17 protein-coding genes and 1 pseudogene are annotated in these 20,996 nt (G+C 35.5%); 8 read left to right on the forward strand and 10 right to left on the reverse strand.

What is annotated here, in order from left to right; genetic code table 11:
• Positions 1 to 302: 302 nt before the first annotated feature.
• Entirely contained in the window at positions 303 to 1,898 is a 1,596-nt protein-coding gene (locus PXD56_RS03950) for a choice-of-anchor I family protein (protein ID WP_276492045.1), read from the forward strand.
• Positions 1,899 to 2,221: 323 nt separating this feature from the next.
• Here PXD56_RS03950 and PXD56_RS03955 read toward each other — a convergent pair whose 3' ends face one another.
• A complete protein-coding gene (locus PXD56_RS03955) occupies positions 2,222 to 2,728 on the reverse strand; it encodes a hypothetical protein (RefSeq protein WP_276492046.1) in 507 nt (168 codons plus the stop codon).
• Positions 2,729 to 3,004: 276 nt separating this feature from the next.
• Positions 3,005 to 3,409 carry an OsmC family protein gene (locus PXD56_RS03960; RefSeq protein WP_276492047.1) on the reverse strand — a complete coding sequence of 135 codons (405 nt, stop codon included), beginning with the start codon at positions 3,407 to 3,409 and terminating at the stop codon, positions 3,005 to 3,007.
• 450 nt (positions 3,410 to 3,859) lie between these two features.
• Here PXD56_RS03960 and PXD56_RS03965 point away from each other — a divergent pair.
• Positions 3,860 to 4,826 (forward strand): annotated as a pseudogene (locus tag PXD56_RS03965) (IS110 family RNA-guided transposase).
• Positions 4,827 to 4,856: 30 nt separating this feature from the next.
• Here the strand turns inward: PXD56_RS03965 and PXD56_RS03970 are convergent.
• From PXD56_RS03970 to PXD56_RS04000, 7 genes are all read right to left on the reverse strand, one after another.
• On the reverse strand, positions 4,857 to 5,642 hold the full coding sequence (locus PXD56_RS03970; protein ID WP_276492048.1) for a hypothetical protein: 786 nt from the start codon (positions 5,640 to 5,642) through the stop codon (positions 4,857 to 4,859).
• A 225-nt stretch (positions 5,643 to 5,867) separates the two neighbouring features.
• Entirely contained in the window at positions 5,868 to 6,350 is a 483-nt protein-coding gene (locus PXD56_RS03975; protein WP_123898764.1) for an SMI1/KNR4 family protein, read from the reverse strand.
• Positions 6,351 to 6,556: 206 nt separating this feature from the next.
• Positions 6,557 to 7,342 (reverse strand): SDR family oxidoreductase, encoded by a 786-nt coding sequence (locus PXD56_RS03980; RefSeq protein WP_276492049.1) that lies wholly within the window; start codon positions 7,340 to 7,342, stop codon positions 6,557 to 6,559.
• A gap of 57 nt (positions 7,343 to 7,399) precedes the next feature.
• Positions 7,400 to 7,717 (reverse strand): cupin domain-containing protein, encoded by a 318-nt coding sequence (locus PXD56_RS03985; protein ID WP_276492050.1) that lies wholly within the window; start codon positions 7,715 to 7,717, stop codon positions 7,400 to 7,402.
• 89 nt (positions 7,718 to 7,806) lie between these two features.
• Positions 7,807 to 9,981: an OmpA family protein gene (locus tag PXD56_RS03990; RefSeq protein WP_276492051.1), complete on the reverse strand. Its 2,175-nt coding sequence runs from the start codon at positions 9,979 to 9,981 to the stop codon at positions 7,807 to 7,809.
• Position 9,982: 1 nt separating this feature from the next.
• On the reverse strand, positions 9,983 to 10,936 hold the full coding sequence (locus PXD56_RS03995) for a PorP/SprF family type IX secretion system membrane protein (protein ID WP_276492052.1): 954 nt from the start codon (positions 10,934 to 10,936) through the stop codon (positions 9,983 to 9,985).
• Positions 10,937 to 10,939: 3 nt separating this feature from the next.
• Entirely contained in the window at positions 10,940 to 13,792 is a 2,853-nt protein-coding gene (locus PXD56_RS04000) for a T9SS type B sorting domain-containing protein (protein WP_276492053.1), read from the reverse strand.
• Positions 13,793 to 14,044: 252 nt separating this feature from the next.
• On the opposite strand from PXD56_RS04000, the gene PXD56_RS04005 reads away from it, so the two are divergent.
• A complete protein-coding gene (locus tag PXD56_RS04005; protein ID WP_276492054.1) occupies positions 14,045 to 15,400 on the forward strand; it encodes a UDP-N-acetylmuramate--L-alanine ligase in 1,356 nt (451 codons plus the stop codon).
• Between the two features lie 349 nt (positions 15,401 to 15,749).
• On the opposite strand, the gene PXD56_RS04010 is transcribed toward PXD56_RS04005, so the two are convergent.
• Positions 15,750 to 16,193, reverse strand: coding sequence for a DUF1569 domain-containing protein (locus PXD56_RS04010; RefSeq protein WP_276492055.1), 444 nt, complete (start codon positions 16,191 to 16,193; stop codon positions 15,750 to 15,752).
• A gap of 61 nt (positions 16,194 to 16,254) precedes the next feature.
• Here PXD56_RS04010 and radC point away from each other — a divergent pair, with 61 nt between their 5' ends.
• The 5 genes from radC to PXD56_RS04035 are packed head-to-tail and all read left to right on the forward strand — an operon-like array spanning position 16,255 to position 20,965.
• A complete protein-coding gene (gene radC, locus PXD56_RS04015; RefSeq protein ID WP_276492056.1) occupies positions 16,255 to 16,953 on the forward strand; it encodes a RadC family protein in 699 nt (232 codons plus the stop codon).
• Positions 16,954 to 18,249 (forward strand): polysaccharide deacetylase family protein, encoded by a 1,296-nt coding sequence (locus PXD56_RS04020; protein ID WP_476703479.1) that lies wholly within the window; start codon positions 16,954 to 16,956, stop codon positions 18,247 to 18,249. It abuts the gene before it with no gap.
• On the forward strand, positions 18,242 to 18,931 hold the full coding sequence (locus PXD56_RS04025; protein WP_276492058.1) for a YjjG family noncanonical pyrimidine nucleotidase: 690 nt from the start codon (positions 18,242 to 18,244) through the stop codon (positions 18,929 to 18,931). The genes PXD56_RS04020 and PXD56_RS04025 overlap by 8 nt, the downstream gene beginning before the upstream one ends.
• A 52-nt stretch (positions 18,932 to 18,983) precedes the next feature.
• Positions 18,984 to 19,529 carry a hypothetical protein gene (locus PXD56_RS04030; protein ID WP_276492059.1) on the forward strand — a complete coding sequence of 182 codons (546 nt, stop codon included), beginning with the start codon at positions 18,984 to 18,986 and terminating at the stop codon, positions 19,527 to 19,529.
• The gene (locus PXD56_RS04035) at positions 19,526 to 20,965 is read left to right on the forward strand and encodes a DUF5723 family protein (RefSeq protein WP_276492060.1); all 1,440 of its coding nucleotides are present in this window, start codon (positions 19,526 to 19,528) and stop codon (positions 20,963 to 20,965) included. The genes PXD56_RS04030 and PXD56_RS04035 overlap by 4 nt, the downstream gene beginning before the upstream one ends.
• The last annotated feature ends 31 nt before the right edge of the window (positions 20,966 to 20,996 follow it).

The following is a 20,996-nucleotide window of genomic DNA, read 5'->3' on the forward strand; positions in this document are numbered from 1 at the left end:
AATTACCTAAAATTAATTGATTATGATTTAGTTAGTCATGTTTTGTAATTAATTTTTTGTAAAAAAAAGCAATAGATAGATACAGTAGGTGAGTTGTAGCATACATTAATAACCCTGACTCAGATAACTTTAAGTTAAGCTTGATTTTTATTTTTAAATACCATTTCTATTCATAGTTGTACTACGCATTAAGCATTTGTTTACAAGAACTTAATACCTTCTTAATAATTATTTGCGACACGGTTAACCCCAACTTTACATAAATCTATTTGTTTTGATACTTAAAACCAAACTGTATTAAAATGAAAAATGTATTAAAACCCTTTTGTATTGGAATTCTTGGATTTACCCTAATATTTACTTCGTGTGCTGATGACTGTATTGATGGTGTAGACGGTGTTAACGGCGTAGACGGTGCAGATGGTTCCGATGGTGTTGACGGAGCCGATGGTATGGATGCCGAATTTCCAACAACTATAGATCAGCTTAGCTTTTCTAAAATAGGAACGTTTACCAATGGTAATGACGAAGCTTTTGCAGAAATATCTGCTTTTGATGCGGTTACCAAAAAGTTGTTCATAGTAAACCCTGAAGAAGATGAAATTTCGGTATTAGATTTGACCGATGCAACAAGCCCTGTAAAAGGTGCTTCTATCGCTTTAACTGGGAGCCCTAATTCTGTCGCTGTAAACAATGGTATTTTAGCTGTTGCCGTTGAAAATAACGACAAGCAATTAAACGGTACTGTTGATACTTATGATACCGATACGCAAGTTTTGATCAAGTCTTATGTAGCAGGAGCATTACCAGATATGGTTGCTTTTTCTCCTGATGGGGAATATATCGTTGCTGCCAATGAAGGTGAGCCTAATGATGAATATACGGTAGATCCAGAAGGTTCAATAACGGTTATTGAAGTGGCTGCGGAAACTGCCACGCAAATTTCTTTTGCCGGACAGATGAATCCTGGTAACGGATTCAGAGTTTTTGGTAATGATGGTGCTTCATCATTTGAACAAGATGTAGAGCCGGAGTATGTTACCATTTCGGACGATTCTAGCACCGCATATATTGGTTTGCAGGAGAATAACGGAATGGCAATAGTTGACCTTACTACGAAAACCATTACCGGTTTGGTAGGTTTGGGAACAAAGAATCATAATGTGTCAGGTAACGAAATTGATGCATCTAATAAAGACGGAATAGCAGGAAATTTAAAAAACTGGAATGTTTTGGGTTTTTATATGCCCGATGCAATAGACTATTTCTCAGCTAATGGAAACGGCTATATTGTTTCTGCCAATGAAGGCGATTCAAGGGACTATGACGGTTATTCTGAAGAAGTGCGGGTTAAGGATTTGGATTTAGACCCTGCTTTTTATCCTGATTTTGAAGCATTGCAAGAAGATGAAAATCTGGGTCGATTAAAAACTACAACAGCAAACGGAGACCAAGATAACGATGGGTTGTATGAGCAGATATATTCGTACGGTGCTCGTTCTTTTTCTATACGGGATACAAACGGACAATTAGTGTATGATTCAGGTTCTGAAATTTCTAGAAGAACATTGGCATTGGCTCCATCTATATTTAACCAAGATGAAGGCGAAGTAGATGGTAGGTCAGATGACAAGGGTGCTGAGCCAGAAGCTGTAAAAACTTTGAAGGTTGGTGAAGAGACGTTATTATTTGTAGGACTGGAAAGAACAAGTGGAATATTGGCTTACAACGTAACCAATCCATATAATCCAGTTTTTGTTACTTGGATATATGATGCTAATGATATTTCACCAGAGGGCTTAATAGTAGTAGATAAAAACGATAGCCCAACAGGAAATTATTTAATGATTGCAACTCATGAAGTATCTAGTACCATTGCTATTTATGAGATGAAATAAATATCATTATTTCAGAGAATATTTGAAAACGAAAACGCCAAATAGTATTATTTGGCGTTTTTTGGTTTTAAGCAAATTACTATGATTTCATGTCGTTTTAAGCTTCTCAATTTTTTAGAAAATGAAGTAACTATAGGTTCAATATTTTCTTTAGTTCTGAAATAGTGCTTTCTTTTTCTAAATGAAACCCTAAATGTGGTATTCCAATGACTAGTACTAATAATGCGCTTGGAACTAAAATAAAGTACGCTTCAATTTTTTTTGTGAAATTTTAAATAAACGGTTACAAATAGCGCACAAATAATGAAGGCATAAAATAACCATTATGGAACGTCTATATAATACTTTTCAGTCAACGGTTCATCTTGCCAAAAGGCAAGTTCAAAAGTCCAGTATGGGTTGTCTTCGTATATAGTGTGGTAATTGCCCCAGGTATACTGAAAACCATAGTTTTCTTGCTTTTCTTTACTGTAGGCATTACCAAAGAGATAAACACTAGATGTGCCGCTAACCCTGTTAGTATGTATTTCTATTTTATCTATTTGTAGCTCTGTGCCAGTAGGTATTTTGGCAATTACTTCTAAACTAGATTCCATTCCAAAACCACTACCATCTTCTAAATGATAGCCGTAATCTTCATATCTAGGCAAATCATTTTCTAAAATTAATGTAGGTCTTTTAGTGATTATTTTTTGATTTAAAATTTCTGAGAATGGTTTTTCCTTAGATACGTCTCTGTATTTAGGTCTAGTTAGTATGTAGAACAGTAAGGTAACCGTACCAATGACCAGCACTAAAAATATTCCGCAACCAATTGCTATCTTTTTCATTAATGGTGTTTTGTCTTAGCGTAAGTTAAATCGTTTTAATTTTTGTCGCTAATTAATGAGCGAATATTTATTGGAGTATGGTTAGTACGTAATGATTTTTGCCTTATTAATTACTTTAGGGGCATTTAGCTTTGGCTTATAAATAAGCCTGTATTCTAGGATTTCTTTCGCTATAAATTATACATTTCATGTAGATGCCCATACTTTAGATAACAATTTGGTTGCTTGTTATATTTTAATTATTTGCAGGGATATAGGATTAATTAGTTATAATTTTTACTCTATTATTTGCTTAATTTCACCAGTAACAGAACATACAGACTTTACCGTGTTAAATATGGTGCCAAACTTTTCTATATTCTTTTTAAGTAAATCAATATTTAAGTTTTTGTCTTGACTGTAAATTTTCAGTTCATAATTTATCTCATCCATTCTGGGTGGTTTGTCAAGACGGATAGCATTAACCGCTATTTCTGCGTTTGAGTATTCAAAATTCATTAAAACAGAGAAACGTTCTACATTTTTAAGAATACAAGCAGAAAATGACCCTAAGAACAATTCAGCAGGGTTTGGTAGATGATCGGCAGATTCAGGAGTCGTTCCAAAAACAATTTCCGATTCTTTAATTCTTATGGAAGCATTATTCTTTGAAGAAGAACTAGCTTTACTAAAATACTTCATAATCTATGTTTTTATATAGTTGCAGATAAGGTCTCAGCTAGGGCAAGTAGAGCTGGCAAGGAAACCTTTCGTTTCCGTCTGCGCATTAAGCTAAAGCTTATTGCTCGCCCGAAAGTGCCGTTCGGTACGGGCGGGTTTTGCTTTTTTTTTGTTCCAAAGCTAAATCCATAAGATTTAGCGACTTTATAAATATACACAGACCTTTCGGTTTTGCCCTAAAGTCCGCATTGCGTTTAGGCTTCCTAAGTTAGTATTCTGTTATCTTTTATAGTTTAACAAAAGAACAAAAGAGCAGAGTAAGGTTATTTTAGGTTTAGGAACTTCAGATTCCGTCAACAAAGAAAATCCCTGCTCTTTTACTATTCAAATACGATCAGTTCATTAGGTCATTAGAACCTGTTTCTAGGATGATGTATAGCATTAGTGTTTGTTCTTTAAAAATTTAATAATATGAATAAAAGTACAATTTTTGTGGGGATAGATATCTCTAAAGATGTTTTCGATGTTTATGATTCTAAGAGTGGTCATTTCCAATATAGTAATGACGAGAAAGGTTTCAAGTTATTTAAAAAAAAGTATAACAACGGATCATTGGTGCGTAATGGAAGCTACAGGATGTTATCATCAACAACTTGCCATTTATTTGTTCGATAGCGCTTTACGTGTTTCCGTGATAAATCCATTGATCATCAAGCGTTTTATACAGATGAAACTAAATCAGGTAAAAACGGATAAGAGCGATGCCAAGATGATATGTCGCTATGGCGAGGAACAAGCTTTGGACCTATGGTCACCGGAACCTGGTTACATTGTAGAGAGTAAAACCCTTCAAGGAGTTGTCCGCCTTTATTTTAAGCAACGTACGGCCTTAAAGAACACACTTCACGCAATGTCCACAAGTAAACGTGGAAAGGGTATGCTAATGCGTTCGATCGTACGTCAATTGAAGAGTTTGGACAAAGAAATAAAGTTATTGGAATCGGAGATTGAAAAGTTGATACGTGCTAACGAACAAGAGCTTTATACCAGGCTGAACACTATACCGGGTATTGGTAGAAAGACCGCTATGCTTTTAATTGTCTGTACGAACGGTTTTCGGGATTTTGAAAGTTCACGGCAGTTGTCCTCCTATTTCGGTCTTGCACCGAACGAGCGAAGTTCGGGCAGTAGTATACGGGGAAAGTCTCGAATAAGTAAAACGGGAGACTCCTTGGTGAGGAACCATCTTTTCCTTTGCAGTTTTACGGCTTGTGTCCATAACCCTCAATGCAAGGCGTTATATGATAGAATAGTTTTAAAAGGGAAGAGTAAAAAATTGGCTTTGATAGCAGTCTGTAATAAATTGATTAAACAAGCTTATGGAATAGCTATATCAGGTTTGGATTATGACAGGAATTATGTGGGTAGATTGAGCTAGATTTTATTTGTTTTTCAGCTCAGTTCTTTGTTACCCCACGTTTTTTATTATTTTCTCTATTCTTTTCACATCAGATTCATTCACAAGCTTTGTTGTCTTAATAAATAAATTATCGTTGATAATTTCAATTTCTAATCCTACTTGATTTTTAAACGATTCTAATAGTCTATTTAAAAGAATGATATCTGAACTTTTTTTAAATGTGAAGCATTCATAATTATTCAATGATAATTCATCGTCATTTCTAAATTTATCAAAGAATTTTTCAGCATTGGATTTTTCTCTCAGATAATAATGTCCTTCAGTATTTTGTGTTTTCAAAAGGCACATTATTTGAGATTCCACATAATCGTCCTCATAATATGTTTGACCATGGATTTCAGGTGCTGGTAGTATTAAAAGCCCATTTTCAAATGAAAAAGAATTTGAATAAGTCCAATCATCATATTTTGAAAGTATTTTAGATTTTGCAAACAATTGTAATTCCTTTTCAGTCAGTTCTATGCGCCTGAAAAATTTGCTTTTTCTCAGATAATTAACACCTAATTCCGCTATTTTCTCTTGTTCTGTCGGTATTTTATTAATTTCAGATTCTGGTATTGTACGGTATTCATTGTTATGGGCAATCCAATGTCCAGATTCGGCTTCCTCTAATGTTAATTTTGCGCCCGTTTCCGGGTCAATAATATACTCATCTGCTAAACTTTCCTCCAATTTTTTTTCATATTCTTTCTCACTTTTAGTTTTGAATTTCAAAGACCAGAATAAAAGGGTTATGAAACCTGCAAAAACCAAAATCGAAATTACTATTTCCATTGCTTGTGTTTAATGTGGGGTAACGGTCTTGTGTATGAAACGTAGCGTGTAAAAAGACACTAACTTTTCGGATAAACACAGAGCCGAATTTTTATGTTTTGTTTTTAATTTTTCTATTCTAAAAGCCAAATTAAAAATTTGGCGGTCTTTGTAAATAATCACAATCCCTACGGTTTTACACTTATTAGCTATGTTTTATACACCGTGTTGTGCGTTCGTTTTCATTCAGACTATGTTTTTCAATTCCTTTTTTTCAAGTAAATCAATCAGTTCGTTAAAATTGTTACAAACCTTTTTTATATTTTCAAATTCAGGTTCTGTTCCGTGAACTATTTCTCCATATTTTTCCTTTTCCAAACTAATGGCTAAAAATTGATATTCATCTTTTACTGACAGAATAATTGGAATATGGTGATTCCAAAATCCAGTAATAACCTTTAATTCTTCATTATCATCTTCGCTCCATTCCAAACTCAACAATTCAAATTCGTTCCATTTAAATTCACTTTCTGAATTTCCATTAAACTCTTTAATTAAGTTAAACCAAGCTGTATCATCTTCATTCGTTATTTCTTCAAAATTCTTAAGAAACGTCAGATATTCAATCGGCAAATTATTATACCGTTTTAATAAACTCTTTGGGATTTCCAATTCAGTGGAGTTATTTTTAATCTTAAATCCAGCTTTTATTAATTTTTCTTGATTCATTTTTTCAATTCAGAACGATTTTTTTTAATGACGCACAACAATTGTATATGTGCACAATTGCACATATTTCTATTTTACCCGTAATTTAATAATATCTAGTAGAATGTCAATGAATACAATGTGTTATGCGTTTGCAAACGCATAATATGCGGATAATATACGTTTGTAAACGTTTAAATTTGATTTTAATACATCAATTAAATTAACTACAACGACTTTAACAGCCCGCCATCAATTGGAATATTTGTTCCTGTAATGTAGGCCGCATTGTCAGATGCCAAGAAAGCTGCTAAATAACCATACTCTTCTGGTTTGCCAATACGTTGTACTGCCACTCTAGATTCCATTTCTTTTCTTACCTGACTGGCTTCAATACCTAATTGTTCGGCTTTTTTTGCATTAAGTTGGGTAATTCTATCAGTATCAAAATATCCGGTGAGAACACTGTTGACGGTTATATTATGCTTGCCAACATCAGTGGCCAAAGATTTTGCCCAGGTTACTACAGCCGCCCTTATAGAGTTAGATAATGCTAAATATGAAAGTGGCTCTTTTACCGATACCGATGCTACATTAATAATGCGTCCCCAATTGTTTTTTGTCATTGATTTTAAAGCCAATTCAGTAGTAAAAACAACAGTTTTAAATAGAAGGTCAAATGCTTCTTGATAATCGTTTATTTGTTTTTCAAGGGTGTTACCAGCGGAAGGACCTTGGGTGTTATTGATAAGAATATCTACAGTATTTTTTTCAAAGTACTTGGAGATTACATTTTGGTAGTCTTTGAAATTGTTGAAATCTACCGCTAGATATTGGTGTTGTTGCCCTTGATCTGTAGGTAATTCATTTACAATGTGGTGTAACTTCTCTTCGCTATGAGACATTAGGGTTACACTGGCACCACTAGCGGCTAATTGCTGCGCAATAGCCTTGCCTATGCCACCGCTACTACCACCAACTAATGCTTTTCTATTTTTTAAGGATATATTCATTTCTCAAATTTGTTTTAAATACGGTAACTGAGTGTAGCCTAAGTTAACAACCAACTACTAACGGTATTCTTCTCGTGTAGGACTAAAAACGTCTAATAATTTGCAAGGGGTCAGGGCAACACCACTATGTTTTAAATGAGGGGCTATTACCACAATATCACCTGGGTGGTACACTTTTGTTTTTCCGTCTAAGGTAAATTCAAAATCCCCTTCCATAACATGCATGATCTGCTCGTTCATATGTGCATGTTCTGGTACGGTAGCGCCTTTTTCTACATCCCAAAATGCCATACTCATGTTTTTAGAGTGTACCAATTTGCCATGTAAACCTGGCATAATCTCTTTTGACTTTATTGTTGAGAGGTTGTAGTTCATTGTTCTTTAGTTTAAGAACTAAAGATACTGGAATCTCTCGCAATTTATAAGAGTTGTGCTTTCAGTTTTTTTAGAAATCTTGAGTTCTTTTAGTTATCGTACTCCCAATTAAGAACTACAAATTCACAGCGTCTGTTCCACTCATGATCTTCTTCTGAACAGGCTTCTTCTGTAGCACAGACTACAATGGGTTTTGACTCTCCGTAACCTTTAGAAACCACTCTGTCAGATGCTATTCCGTTTTTAACCAAGAAATCTTTGGCAGAATCGGCACGTTTTTGAGATAGATCTTTGTTATACTCTTTATTACCACGAATATCTGTATGCGTGCCAATTTCAATGACCATACCTGGGTTTTTCTTCATGATATCTATGACCGTTTGCAAACGCTCCCTAGATTCTCTACGTAGGTACCATAGACTATAATCAAAATGAATTTCTTCGGTCTGTATAATTGTGCGATCAGCTTCTTTTACAAGGGCATTTTCCGTTTTTATGGCATCTTCTATTTTCTTTGCCAACGCTTTTTCTGCTTTTGCTTTTTCAACAATACGCTGTTGGTTTAAACGTTCTGCCGCTTCAATACTTTGCTTTTCTGCTAACTGCGCCGCTATTTTATCTGCCTCAAGTTTTTTAGCGGTCATCTGTTCTGTACGTAATCTTTCAGCTTCTTGTTTTTGTTGTAAAACCATTGCTTCGGCTTTTTGCTTTTCTTGAATGGAATAGAGATCCATTGACGCATCATGTTCAGCATTTCTTTCTTTTGTACTGCGGATGATTTTTGCATTACCCTCATACCCATTTTTTTCTGCCGTTATTTCGTAAAGTGCTTCACAGACAATATTAAAATTGAATGCACCATTTTCTTTGGTAATGCATGTTGCTACTAGTTCATTTTCTGCGTTTAACAATATTACCATTGCATTAGCTAATGGTAGGGTAGTGGTACGATCTGTAATAATACCGGTTATAAATTGTTCACAATCTTCAATGATCAAGTCTTGGGTAATGCTAAAACTATAGATATCATCACTACCTACGCCAGATGGTCTGTTACTAGCAAAATATCCCGATGAATTATCTGTATTTAATACATACGAGAAATCATCATAGCCACTGTTTACAGGCAGCCCTAAATTATCCGGATGCATAAATGTTCCATTGTTGTTTTTAGAAATAAACACATCTAAAAGTCCAAAACCTGGGTGACCGTTCGATGAAAAATAAAGTGAATTATCCGATGCTATAAAAGGAAATTGCTCTTTCTTATCCGTATTGATAACACTGCCTAAATTAACGGGTGTGCTAAATGTGTTGTCTGACTGTAAGTTCACTTCATAGATATCGAAAGAACCAAATCCGCCAGGTCTATCCGAAGAAAAATATAATTTTGTACCATCTGCATTTAAAGCAGGGTGCTCATTAGAATACTCATCGCTGTTAAACGAAAGCTCCGTAACATTCTTCCATTCTCCGTCCACTAAATTAGCACTATAAATTTTTAGGTTTGAAATCTTTTTGTCATCTGTTTTGCGCTTACCATTGTTGTAATTGTTTCTAGTAAAATACATGGTTGTACCATTAGGTGAAATGGTAAAAGACCCTTCATGCAATTTGGTGTTTACATTGTTAGATAAGCTGATGCTAAGACTATCTCCCAATTGCACTTGGTCAATGGCATGGGTATAAATATCCAAATAATGTTGATTGTTCCAACGATAGGTTTTTGAGGTCGATTTTTTATGTGTTGCCGTATACCAAAGCGCGTTGTTCACTTGCATTGCCCCAAACTCTGATGTGGTCGTGTTCAGTTTGCTGTTTTCAATAGCAAAACGCTCACCAATGGCACTCACATTTTCTAGGTATGCAATAGCTTCTTTTAGCTGCTGTAGTTGCGCAACATTACCTTCTTTGGTGTAATAGTCTATGAGAACATTATTTGCTTCTTCATATTCGCCTATTGCTTTTAAAGATTGATTCAGTTTAAAATAATACTGCTCATCTACGGTATCACCATAATTAGAAATCAGGTAACGATACCAACGTGCCGATGCATTGAGGTCAAAAGTGTGATAATAGCTATCTGCCAAATTCTTAATGACCAGACTACTTTTATTGCTAGGCAGTGCCGCTTCATATAAAGCAATGGCATCTACATAGTATTTCTTTTCAAATAAATCGTTGGCACGTTTTAAATCTTGTTGTGCCCAGGCAGATGGAAAAATGCCTATGAATATGATGATATATAGTTGTATTTTTTTCATTTTAGTAGAATCTAGGAGATTTATCATAGCCCTTTTTAAATCCCCAAAGGTCTAGGTTGAACAGCACGAAAATCTCGTGAGATCCATTATTGAATGCGCCTAAATTAGACAACGTGTAATCATAAGCATAGCCAATACGTAAAGACGGAATTACGGCAATATTGAACATTGCATTGACAGAATCATCTAATCTGTAAGATATACCACCTTCAAAACGATTGTTGAATAGTGCGTTTAAAGATACATCTGCCGTTATTGGTGCTCCAGATACTATTTTTGTTAATACGGATGGCTTTAATTTTAAATTTGAATTCACATCAAAAACATAGCCTGCCATACCAAAAAGGTGAATGGCTTCTGATCCAATACGGTTTATACCATCTCTGTTTTCTAAATGTTTAAAGGTCAATAAATTTGGAATAGAAAGACCTGCATAAAATTTGTCTCTGTTATAGAATGCACCTATGCCCACATTTGGGAAGGTGTTGTTCATATTCTCATTAAAAGCAGGGTCATCTTGTACTTCTGGTAGTCTGAATCCGTTGAAATTTGTCTCAAACGTAGTGATGCCCCCTTTTAACCCTAAACTTAAATTACTTTGTTCGTCTAGTTTTAAAATATAGGCGAAGTCAACATAAATATTATTTTCTTTTAAAGACCCGTCGCCAATATCATCTGAAATAATAGAAGCTCCCATTTCAATTTTTTCCGATAACGGAGTATGGGCAAAAAAGGTCAACGTCTTTGGTGCGCCAACAGCATTTTCCCATTGGGTTCTATATAGCGTACCAAAATTAAGCATACCTGGTTCGTTAGTGGTATACGCTGGGTTGACCACGTTCATATTGTACATGTATTGTGTGTACTGCGGGTCTTGCTGACCTTGCAGTTGTATCAAGAACAAAAGCATGACTATGCAGATGCCCCAAGTGGTGTTTGTTATTTTCTTGTGCATGGGTTATCTGTTTAAGTATAAGCGACCTTGAATAGGTTCAGAATTGTCTTTGTTATAATTGATGATATAAAAGTAGACTCCGTTTGGTGCTGTGGCAGAACCATTTCTACCATCCCAAGCAGGATTGTTAATGTCTCCTTTGAATAAAGAGGTGCCGTATCTGTTCAATATTTCTAATGTGAAATCAGGGAAAATGGTTTCTATATTAGGGATGAAAAAGGTATCGTTTCTACCGTCGTCATTTGGTGAAAATCCGTCAGGAATGAAGAAGTCGTAATTTTCAGGATCACAATTGCTAAAGTCTATAGTTACTGGAACACGTGTTGCAGAAGAACATCCGGTAAGAGAATTATAATTTTCAGCATAATAAACGGTGTCTTTAATTAAAGGCGTGTCATCTGTTAAGGCAGTGCCCCCAGTTTCTGTTATAAACCAAAAGACTTCGTTCTCTGTTTCGTCTTCTAAAGTCCGTAATGCTACAACCGTAGGGGTATCTAAACCACAAACTAATAACATATCTGATGAAATAGCAGTTGGTGCTACGGTTATTACGGTCGGCGAAATTTCTAATCGATCTGTACTCGTACAACCTCCGCTATTGGTAGCTGCAAAATAAGTTTGACCGTCTACCAATACTATTGAGGTCTCTATTTCACTTCCGCCCGTAGCTGCATCAAACCAAGTGATAGAACTACCATTACTAATATTTACAGAAATATTCGACAAGGTTGGATTTGTTTCTGCGCAGAACATTGGGTTGCTATTTGCCGTTGTTGGTGCATCAGGATTACTAAAACTGACCGTTATTTGAACGCGATCGGTGCCTTCGCAATTGGTAAGAGGGTCACTATTAGTGACAAAATAATCTTCACCATCTACAAGTGGCGTTGAAATAGGTAAAATGTCATCGTCTGTTGCAGTTTCATAAAATAAAACATCTCCTTCTGCGGTAACTTGAATATCGATCAAAGTTGGAGTATCGGTAAAATCACTTAAACAGAAGGTTTGAATGGCATCTGCTACAGGAGCTTCTGGCACTCCGCCACGAGAAAAATTTTCATTTTCCTCAAATTCAAAATCTAACCGGCATGGTGTGGTGTCATCTTGAACGCTACGTACATTGGCGGTATAATTACCGATCGGTAAGGCATCAACATCTATTTGGTAAGCGGCAGTGCCACCCGTAAAATTTATAGTATTTGTAGTCAGTACGGTATTGGTGCCTAACTCTGTAACATCATAGGTTATAGTATACGTGCCATCTGGTAGTATAGGAGCGTCTACCAAAACATCTATTTGTGTGGCATCGCAATTATTGTCTACAATGAGGTCTAGCTGAATAGCATCTGGTAACGGGGTTACTATAAATGTATCTGTAATAGGACAACTTGTGGCATATATATCGCTTATGGTAGGTCTAATTCCATAATCTCCACCTTCAATAAAATTACTGCCAGGTATTATAAATGATGCAGCTCCATTAGTAAATTCAAGTTCAAATGCATCTGAAGTTGTTGTGCCTCCATCTGGGTCAGTAATTGTATATTCGGTTGTGAAGTTTCCATTAGCCAAATTACCATCAGTATCAAGAATCTCAATAATCTGTATTGAATTGTCATTTTGTACACAAATATCTTCGGCACTAACTGCTGAGCTTGTTACTAAAAAAGTAGTAGGTGGAACAACAACCCTATCGCAAACAGCTCGTGGAGGAGAAACGCTTCTTATACCAATAATTTCAAGAGTTACCTCTTTATTTAAAGTTACTAAGCCAGGACTAACAATAAAATCTCCATTTCCGTCAACTAGTGTTGCCGGAGAATCACCTAATGAACCATCAATGGTATATTGAATTAAAAAATCACCATTATGTAATAGTGTATCATCGTAAACTAGATCAACAACATAATCCTCTCCAGAACAGATATCATCTGCACTAATGGTGCCGTGTAACACAGGTAAAATACTAATGCTTATTTCGGTCTCTCTTTTCTCGCACACAGGGTGACTAGGGAATACTGTATAAATGAACGTGAAATCTGCATATCCAAAATTGTCATACATTTCTTGAATATTGATAACAGAATCGTTGAGGTCACTTAATTGGTTGGTTCCGTTTTCTGTCCAAGTTCCATTAGGGTCTTCACCTACCAATTGGTCGCTGAGATCAAATGCGGTATAGGCAGATAAATCATCATCTGCACAGAATGTAAGACCAAAAGCATTACCAGCATTTGGTGGTGGGTGTACTTCTAAAATTACGGTTGATGTTCTTGTAGAACAACTATTAACATCTGGTACGGTATAGGTAAAATTATATATACCAGGTCCTGCTTGTTGGGCATTGAAAATATTGTCTTCTAACTGACCTGTAAAAGTGCTAGGGTCTTCTTGCCAAAGACCATTGAAATCTTGAACTTTTCCGTCTACATTACTTCCTAAAAAACCATGAAGGTTTACACTTGGGTCATCACCACAGGCATTTGCACTACCATCAATATTATCTTCGCCAGGGTACCCCCCTAAGGTAATTGTTACAGTGGCAGATTCATTGCAATCAGTATTGGTATATACAAATGAATGTTGACCGTAATTATTAATACGCCAAAGATCAACGATCCCGGTACTTTGGTTTAAGGCGTAGAAATTTTCTGGGTTTGTGGTAGACCATGTTCCACCAGCGGTAGGTGAACCACCTAGTATTGGAAATAGTGCAAAGTTACGATTGGCATCATCCGCATCTTTTTCACAAACTACAATGCCGGCGTTATTACCTGCACATTGTGCTTGGACCAAGTTTATAAAACCGAGCAAAAAAATGGTCACGGTTAAAAACCTAAATTTTAATATATTCATTAATAGGGGATTGGTGGTTGGTTAGGATTGATTGAGGTTAAAGGTATTTGCGTTTATTTTTGTAGGAAATTATATGTTGTGAAATGTTAAAAATGTAGGGTGAATACTATTAAAGGTGATATAAAGTGTTAAAATTTAACGCAATTCATCGATAATATATAGATTTTCTTACATGCTGATGCTGTCTCAACTTTGTGAGAATTCAATAATTTTAATTGCACAATACGTATCTTTGGCTCCTAAAATTTAGGAATGCAAATACATTTTATTGCGATAGGAGGAAGTGCCATGCACAATTTAGCATTGGCGTTAGAACATAAAGGATATGTTATTACTGGTAGTGACGACGTCATTTTTGAACCTTCTAAATCTAGATTAGCGGCAAAAGGATTGTTGCCAGACGAATTTGGATGGTTTCCTGAAAAAGTTACAAGTGACCTTGATGCTATTGTATTAGGTATGCATGCCAAAGCGGATAACCCCGAATTGCTAAAAGCTCAAGAACTTGGAATTACAATTTATTCTTACCCTGAATTTTTATACGAGCAATCTAAAAATAAAACCAGAGTAGTTATTGGCGGTAGCCATGGTAAAACAACCATTACTTCTATGATACTTCATGTGCTTAATTTTCATGATATTGAAGTAGATTATATGGTAGGTGCACAGTTAGATGGTTTTGATAGAATGGTACACCTAACCGAGGATAATGATTTTATAGTTTTAGAGGGCGATGAGTATTTGTCCTCACCAATAGACCGCAGACCTAAATTTCATTTGTACCAACCAAATATTGCCTTACTAAGTGGCATTGCTTGGGATCATATCAATGTATTCCCAACTTTTGAGAATTATGTTGAACAGTTTAAAATATTTGTAGACAGTATAGTTAATGGTGGTTCTATTACCTATAATATTGAAGATGCTGCAGTAAAAGAAGTCGTTGAGGCTTCTGAAAACGCTATTAGAAAGTTACCATATTCGACCCCTGAATATACCGTTGAAAATGGTGAAACTTTGTTAGAGACTAACGAAGGACCTATGCCTATTGAAGTTTTTGGAAAACATAACCTAAGTAATCTGGCAGGCGCAAAGTGGATTTGCCAAAATATGGGTGTTGATGAAGATGATTTCTACGAAGCTATCGCCACATTCAAAGGCGCTTCTAAACGATTGGAAAAAATAGCGGAAGGTAATTCTAGTATTGCCTACAAAGATTTTGCACACTCCCCGAGTAAAGTTGCGGCAACTACAAAAGCGGTAAAAGAGCAATACCCAAATAGAAAACTGATAGCTTGTTTAGAGTTGCATACGTACAGTAGTTTTAATCCGGAGTTTTTAAAGGAATATAAAGGTGCTTTGGATGCTGCCGATGAAGCGGTTATTTTCTTCTTACCGGAATCTGTAGCCATTAAGAAATTAGAAGCGGTAACACCCGAACAAATTTCAGAAGCTTTTCAAAGAAACGATTTAAACATATTTACAGATGCAGCTTCTTTTCATGAGTACTTAGAAAGTCAAGCATATAATGAAACTACATTGTTACTTATGAGTTCTGGTAACTATGGAGGTTTCGATTTGAAGAAATTTCAAAAGTTGATGAATTAAAGGGGTAGTACTAAGTAATGAGTACAAAGTATTAAGTCTTTTTGCACTTGAATTGGTACTTTAATTTTGAACTCGAAGTTGAACTTGTTTTTTTCATCAACCATCAACCATCAACCATCAACCATCAACCAACAACCAACAACCAACAACCAACAACTAAGTTATACTCCAAATTGCTTCATAATATTCTAATTACAAAATAGAGGATAGAAAATAGAGTAAAGGGTACTAAGTAATGAGTACAATGTATTAAGTAAAAAGTACTAAATCTTTTTGAGCTTGTTTCTTGAGCTTGAACTTGAACTTGATTTTTGAACTTGAACTTGAATTTGTATCCAACAACTAAAACCTAAACTCCAAACTGTTTTAAGTGATGGTCTAAATGTTTGTATTCTAGCTGGCCCCATTGTTCGTGTGTAAAGACTCCAAAAGCAGGGTGAGGATACCATTTATCTCGGGTGCGTACCGCATAGAAATCATCGACCAACGATTTTAATTTTTCTATTTCACTATTGAAATCTTTGTCGTCCAAAGTTTTCATTAATGAAGAAGTGGGTAAGTTTTTACGCCAAGGCTTTTCATTGTAAAGAGATTTTTTGAAAAAGGTTTTAATAAACCAGTTTCCCTTGGCAGTATTCGGTTTGTTCTTTACAGCTAAGTCTAACGGGTATTGGCAATGCCATGCCATTTGACCAACGGTCATTTTGCCCCAACCTTTTTCAGAATTCTCAGAAAGCTTTTCAATTCTTGATGTTATATCTCGGTATCCTTCTTCTGTTAGTAATGATTTCATGGTCGGTTTTTAAATGATGTATAAATTTACCATAAAATAATTAGTTCTGTATCTTTAGCCAATGCACGATAAACCCACAACCTTATCTATTAAAAATTGGTCAGATGATGATAAACCAAGAGAAAAGTTGGTTCAAAAGGGTCGTTCCGTATTATCTGATGCTGAGCTTATTGCTATTTTAATAGGTTCGGGTAGTAGATCTGAAAGTGCAGTGGAACTGTCTAAGCGTATTTTGGCATCGGTAGATAATAACCTGAACGAGTTGGGTCGGCTTTCCATCAAGCAATTAATGACCTTTAAAGGAATTGGTGAAGCTAAGGCAGTAAGTATTGCGGCAGCACTAGAAGTAGGTAGAAGACGTAGAGGTGAAGATGCAGCCAAAATAGAGAAGATAGGAAGTAGTAAAGACGTATTTGAAATTTTACAACCTCTGTTGGGAGATTTGGAACATGAAGAATTCTGGATCCTCTTTCTTAATAATTCCAATAAAGTATTACATAAGGCGCAGTTAAGTAAGGGCGGTATTACAGGTACTTTGGTAGATGTACGTATTGTTATGAAACAGGCTTTAGAGCTAGGTTCTGTGGCAATTATTCTTGCTCATAACCACCCTTCAGGTACGTTAAGACCCAGCGCTGCTGATAAACAGATTACCCAAAAGTTAAAAATAGCTAGTGAAACTTTAGATATTAAAGTGTTGGATCATTTGATCATTACCCAAAAAAGTTACTATAGCTTTGCAGATGAAAAAATTCTATAAATGTTATTGATTTATACACATAAAATCACACCACGTCTTACCTATATCATGAGGCATATCTTTGTGAATATATTGGGTATTGAGTTAGATTTTACGACCAAGGTAGAAGAGTTTATAAAACATACAGGACCAAAAATCACCTACACAAAGCAACCGCTACAGAACGAATTTTTTATTCGTAGCAATGAGTTGTTATTTGAACAGGGAATCAATGATATTCAATTAAATATTGGGGATTATGAAGGTGCGCCCTGCTTTTTTCAAGCGGGAGAAAGAAGTACGTTACCTTTTGATATTTTCGCCGCTAGTTTTTTTATGCTTTCTAGGTATGAGGAGTATTTACCACATGTAAAAGATATACATGGTAGGTTTTCTCCTAAAGACAGTATCGCTTTTCAAAACGGATTCCTTAAAAAACCTGTTGTAGATATTTGGGCGTTCAAGTTATTGGACGCACTTAAAGAACGTTTTGCAGATTTGGAGTATAAAAACAAAACTTACGACTTTATTTCTGTTATAGATGTTGCCACTTCTCATTGTTATGCCAACCGTGGTCTCATGCGCGGTATCATTGGTATGTTGATGGACTTGGGGACTTTTAAGTTAAAACGAGTGGTTGAACGCATAGCTGTAGGACTGAATAGGCAAAAAGACCCTTATGATAATTATAACGAACTAATTGCTCTGCACAAAAAGTATGCTATAAAAGGCAATTTCTTTTTTCAATATGCGGACTATTCAAAGTACGATAAAAACGTATCTACTAATAGCATGAAATTTAAGTCGCTAATAAAACATGTAGCAGATTATATGCCGGTTTCATTGGCAGCTAGCTATAGTTCATTTTCAGATCTTGATTTTTTAAAAAAGGAAAAGGCAAATTTAGAAGAGGTTATTAATAGACCTGTAAATAATTGTAAAATGCGGTATAATAGGGTAGACGTACCGCAAACCTATAGAAATTTGATTGCGGCAGAATTTACGAATGATTTCACTATGGGCTATACTTTTGAGCTTGGTTTTAGAGCGGGTACCTGTACACCGTTTCAGTTTTATGACATACCGTTAGAAGTTAAGCAGCCAATAAAAGTGCATCCGTTCGCTATTCATGATATATCACTTTCAAAAATAAAAAAAGATCAAGACCTATTTCGTCAAGTACAATTAATAACTAATGAAGTAAAGGAAGTTAATGGTACGCTGATAGCCATGTTCTCTAATGAAGTTTTGGGGAACAAGGAAGAAAGAGAATGGATGACCGTTTATTCGGAGATAATAAAACAACAGTATGTTTGAAGGTAAAGTAACTGATATTTTTTTCGATTTGGATCACACCCTTTGGGACTTTGATCAGAACTCGGCACTTACATTTAAGAAAATATTCAATGAGCAAGAAGTTGAAGTGGAATTAGAAGAGTTTCTGGAGGTGTACGTACCTGCAAACTTGAAATTCTGGAGATTGTTTAGAGAAGATAAAATAACAAAGTCCGAATTACGGTACCAACGCCTAAAATCGGTTTTTGATACTATGGGTTATCCTGCCACAGATAATTTAATTCATATGTTGTCAGAAGAATATATAAATCATTTATCCTCTTTCAACACCCTTTTTCCTAACGCAATTGAGGTGTTAGAATATTTAAAGCCAAAATATAAGTTGCATATTATTACTAATGGCTTTCAAGAAGTTCAAGAAAAGAAGCTTAGAAATTCTGGTATATTCAACTATTTTGAACAGGTTGTAGATTCTGAAATGGCTGGCGCTAAAAAGCCTAACCCAGTCATTTTTAATTTGGCTTTGGATAAGGCTGGTGTTTCGCCAGAGAATTCATTAATGATCGGTGATAGCTTAGAAGCAGATATTATGGGGGCTAAATCTTTGGGGTTTCATACCCTACACTTTAACGCTCATAAAGAAGATCTTCATGATATAGCTCCTATTATTTACGATTTGCAAGAAATAAAATCCCTTTTATAGAGTTACTATTATTATAGACACTTGTCTATAACTATTAAACTTATAAGAGGTGATGAAAGGGGTACGTTTTTTAATAATCGTTATGGTAGGTCTGCTATTGGTAACTTCTTGTTCAGAAGAGCAAGATTTTGATCAGTTAGATGATTTAACTATTACCCCAGATTATGAAACCAGTATTTTCTACGTAAAGGCTCAAGAAACCTTAATCAATAGAGTAGAGGGATTAGATTTTTTTGTTCAAGATTTTAACTTTGATGCTTTTGAACAACCCTTTTTTGCTGAAAGAGTTTTAGCCGGCGTGTTAACTTATGAATTAGAGAATACTACTAGCAAGCCCATAGAAATTAGATTAGAATTTATAGACGAGACTGAAAATGTGTTAGATACTGAGGTCTTTAGTATGGATGCCGCACCAACGGCTATTCTGCAAAGAGATGTAGCATACGGCGCAACCGGTAAAAGTCTTGATATTATAAAAGCTACCTCAGAAATAAGATTGACCGCTATTAATTTAGGTGATAATACTAGCGAGTCCACTTTACCAGATCCCGCAATAGTGCTTCGTTCTAGTGCACAATTTACTTTAGAATTACGATGAGATTAAGCCACTGCCTTTTTGTAGTTGGTACATTCCTTACTTTGGGTCTTACAGCTCAGAATAAGCAAATTCTTTATGATTTTAATGAAATACCACAATCCCTTTCTATAAACCCTGGTGTTGAAACAGATTTTAAATGGTATGCAGGTGTGCCATTGTTATCCGGTATTTCTGGCTATGCAGGGTCTAATGCTATTTCTGTGAACGATATTTTTGCCAATGATGGCATAGATATTAATTTGAAGTTTAGGGAACGAGCTTTAGAAGTGCTTACTCCAAAAGATGAATTAAGTACTACAATACAAATGGAATATTTTAGTGGCGGATTTAGAAGTGAAAATCCTAATGTATTTTATTCCTTTGGCGGATATATTGAGTTTGACAATATTGGCTACTGGCCTCAGGATTATGCCTATCTTTTATATGAAGGTAATGCGGATCAATTAGGTAGAAGATATGATTTGGGAGATTTAAAGGTTCGTGGTTCTTTGGTCAATGTTTTTCATTTTGGTGTCAATAAAAAAATAGATCGCAACTTAACCATAGGTGCAAGAGGAAAGCTGTATTCCGCAATCGCAGATTATAGTTCTTCAACAAATAATGGACATTTAAGTAATGTGGAAGGGCAGAATAATTTGATCGCTACAAATTTAAATGCAGATTTGCTTCTACGTACATCTGGATTGCGAAGTTTAAGAGACGCCAATAATGATGATGCTTTGGCAAATGAAATTATAAGTAGAGCGCTTTTTGGTGGTGATTTAGGTTTAGGTGTTGATATGGGGTTTACCTATCACTTGTCTGAACGTACAACGGTTACAGGTAGTTTATTGGATGTAGGGTTTATATATCATTCTGGAGACTCTAAAAGTTATAGCCTAAAAGGAAATACATCTGTTGAAGGAATAGAAATAGATGTACTGGAAAATTTTGCAAGTTTGGATAGGGACTTTTGGCAAGAATTAGTAGATGAGATTGAAGAGGTAGTGCCTTTTGATACAGATACGAAAAGCTATGTTTCGTTCAGACCTACAAAGTTATACGCTTCTATTAGAAATGATTTTGGAGAGCCTGTAGGTAATGGTGGCTCACAAAGTTGTGATTGTACCGCCGGATCTTCTAGTGGTGGCGAGTTGCGTACTAAATACAGAAATTCATTTGGTGGTCAATTATATATGATTAATAGACCTAGAGGTCCGCAAATGGCATTGACAGGTTTTTATACGCGCAGAATAGGTAATGCTTTGGCTCTAAAAGGAACATATACTATAGATAAATTTAGTAAGACCAATATTGGATTGGGAATGAATCTACAAGCAGGTCCAGTCAATATTTATGCAATGGCAGATAACCTGTTATCTTATAATAATATTGCGGCCACTAACTACGCATCGTTTCAACTTGGGTTGAATATTATATCTTGGGGTCGTAAATAGTAGCATATCTTCTTCGCTGCTTTTTATTTTT

The sequence above is a fragment of the Maribacter zhoushanensis genome (assembly GCF_029350975.1).
Taxonomy (GTDB): Bacteria; Bacteroidota; Bacteroidia; order Flavobacteriales; family Flavobacteriaceae; genus Maribacter; species Maribacter zhoushanensis.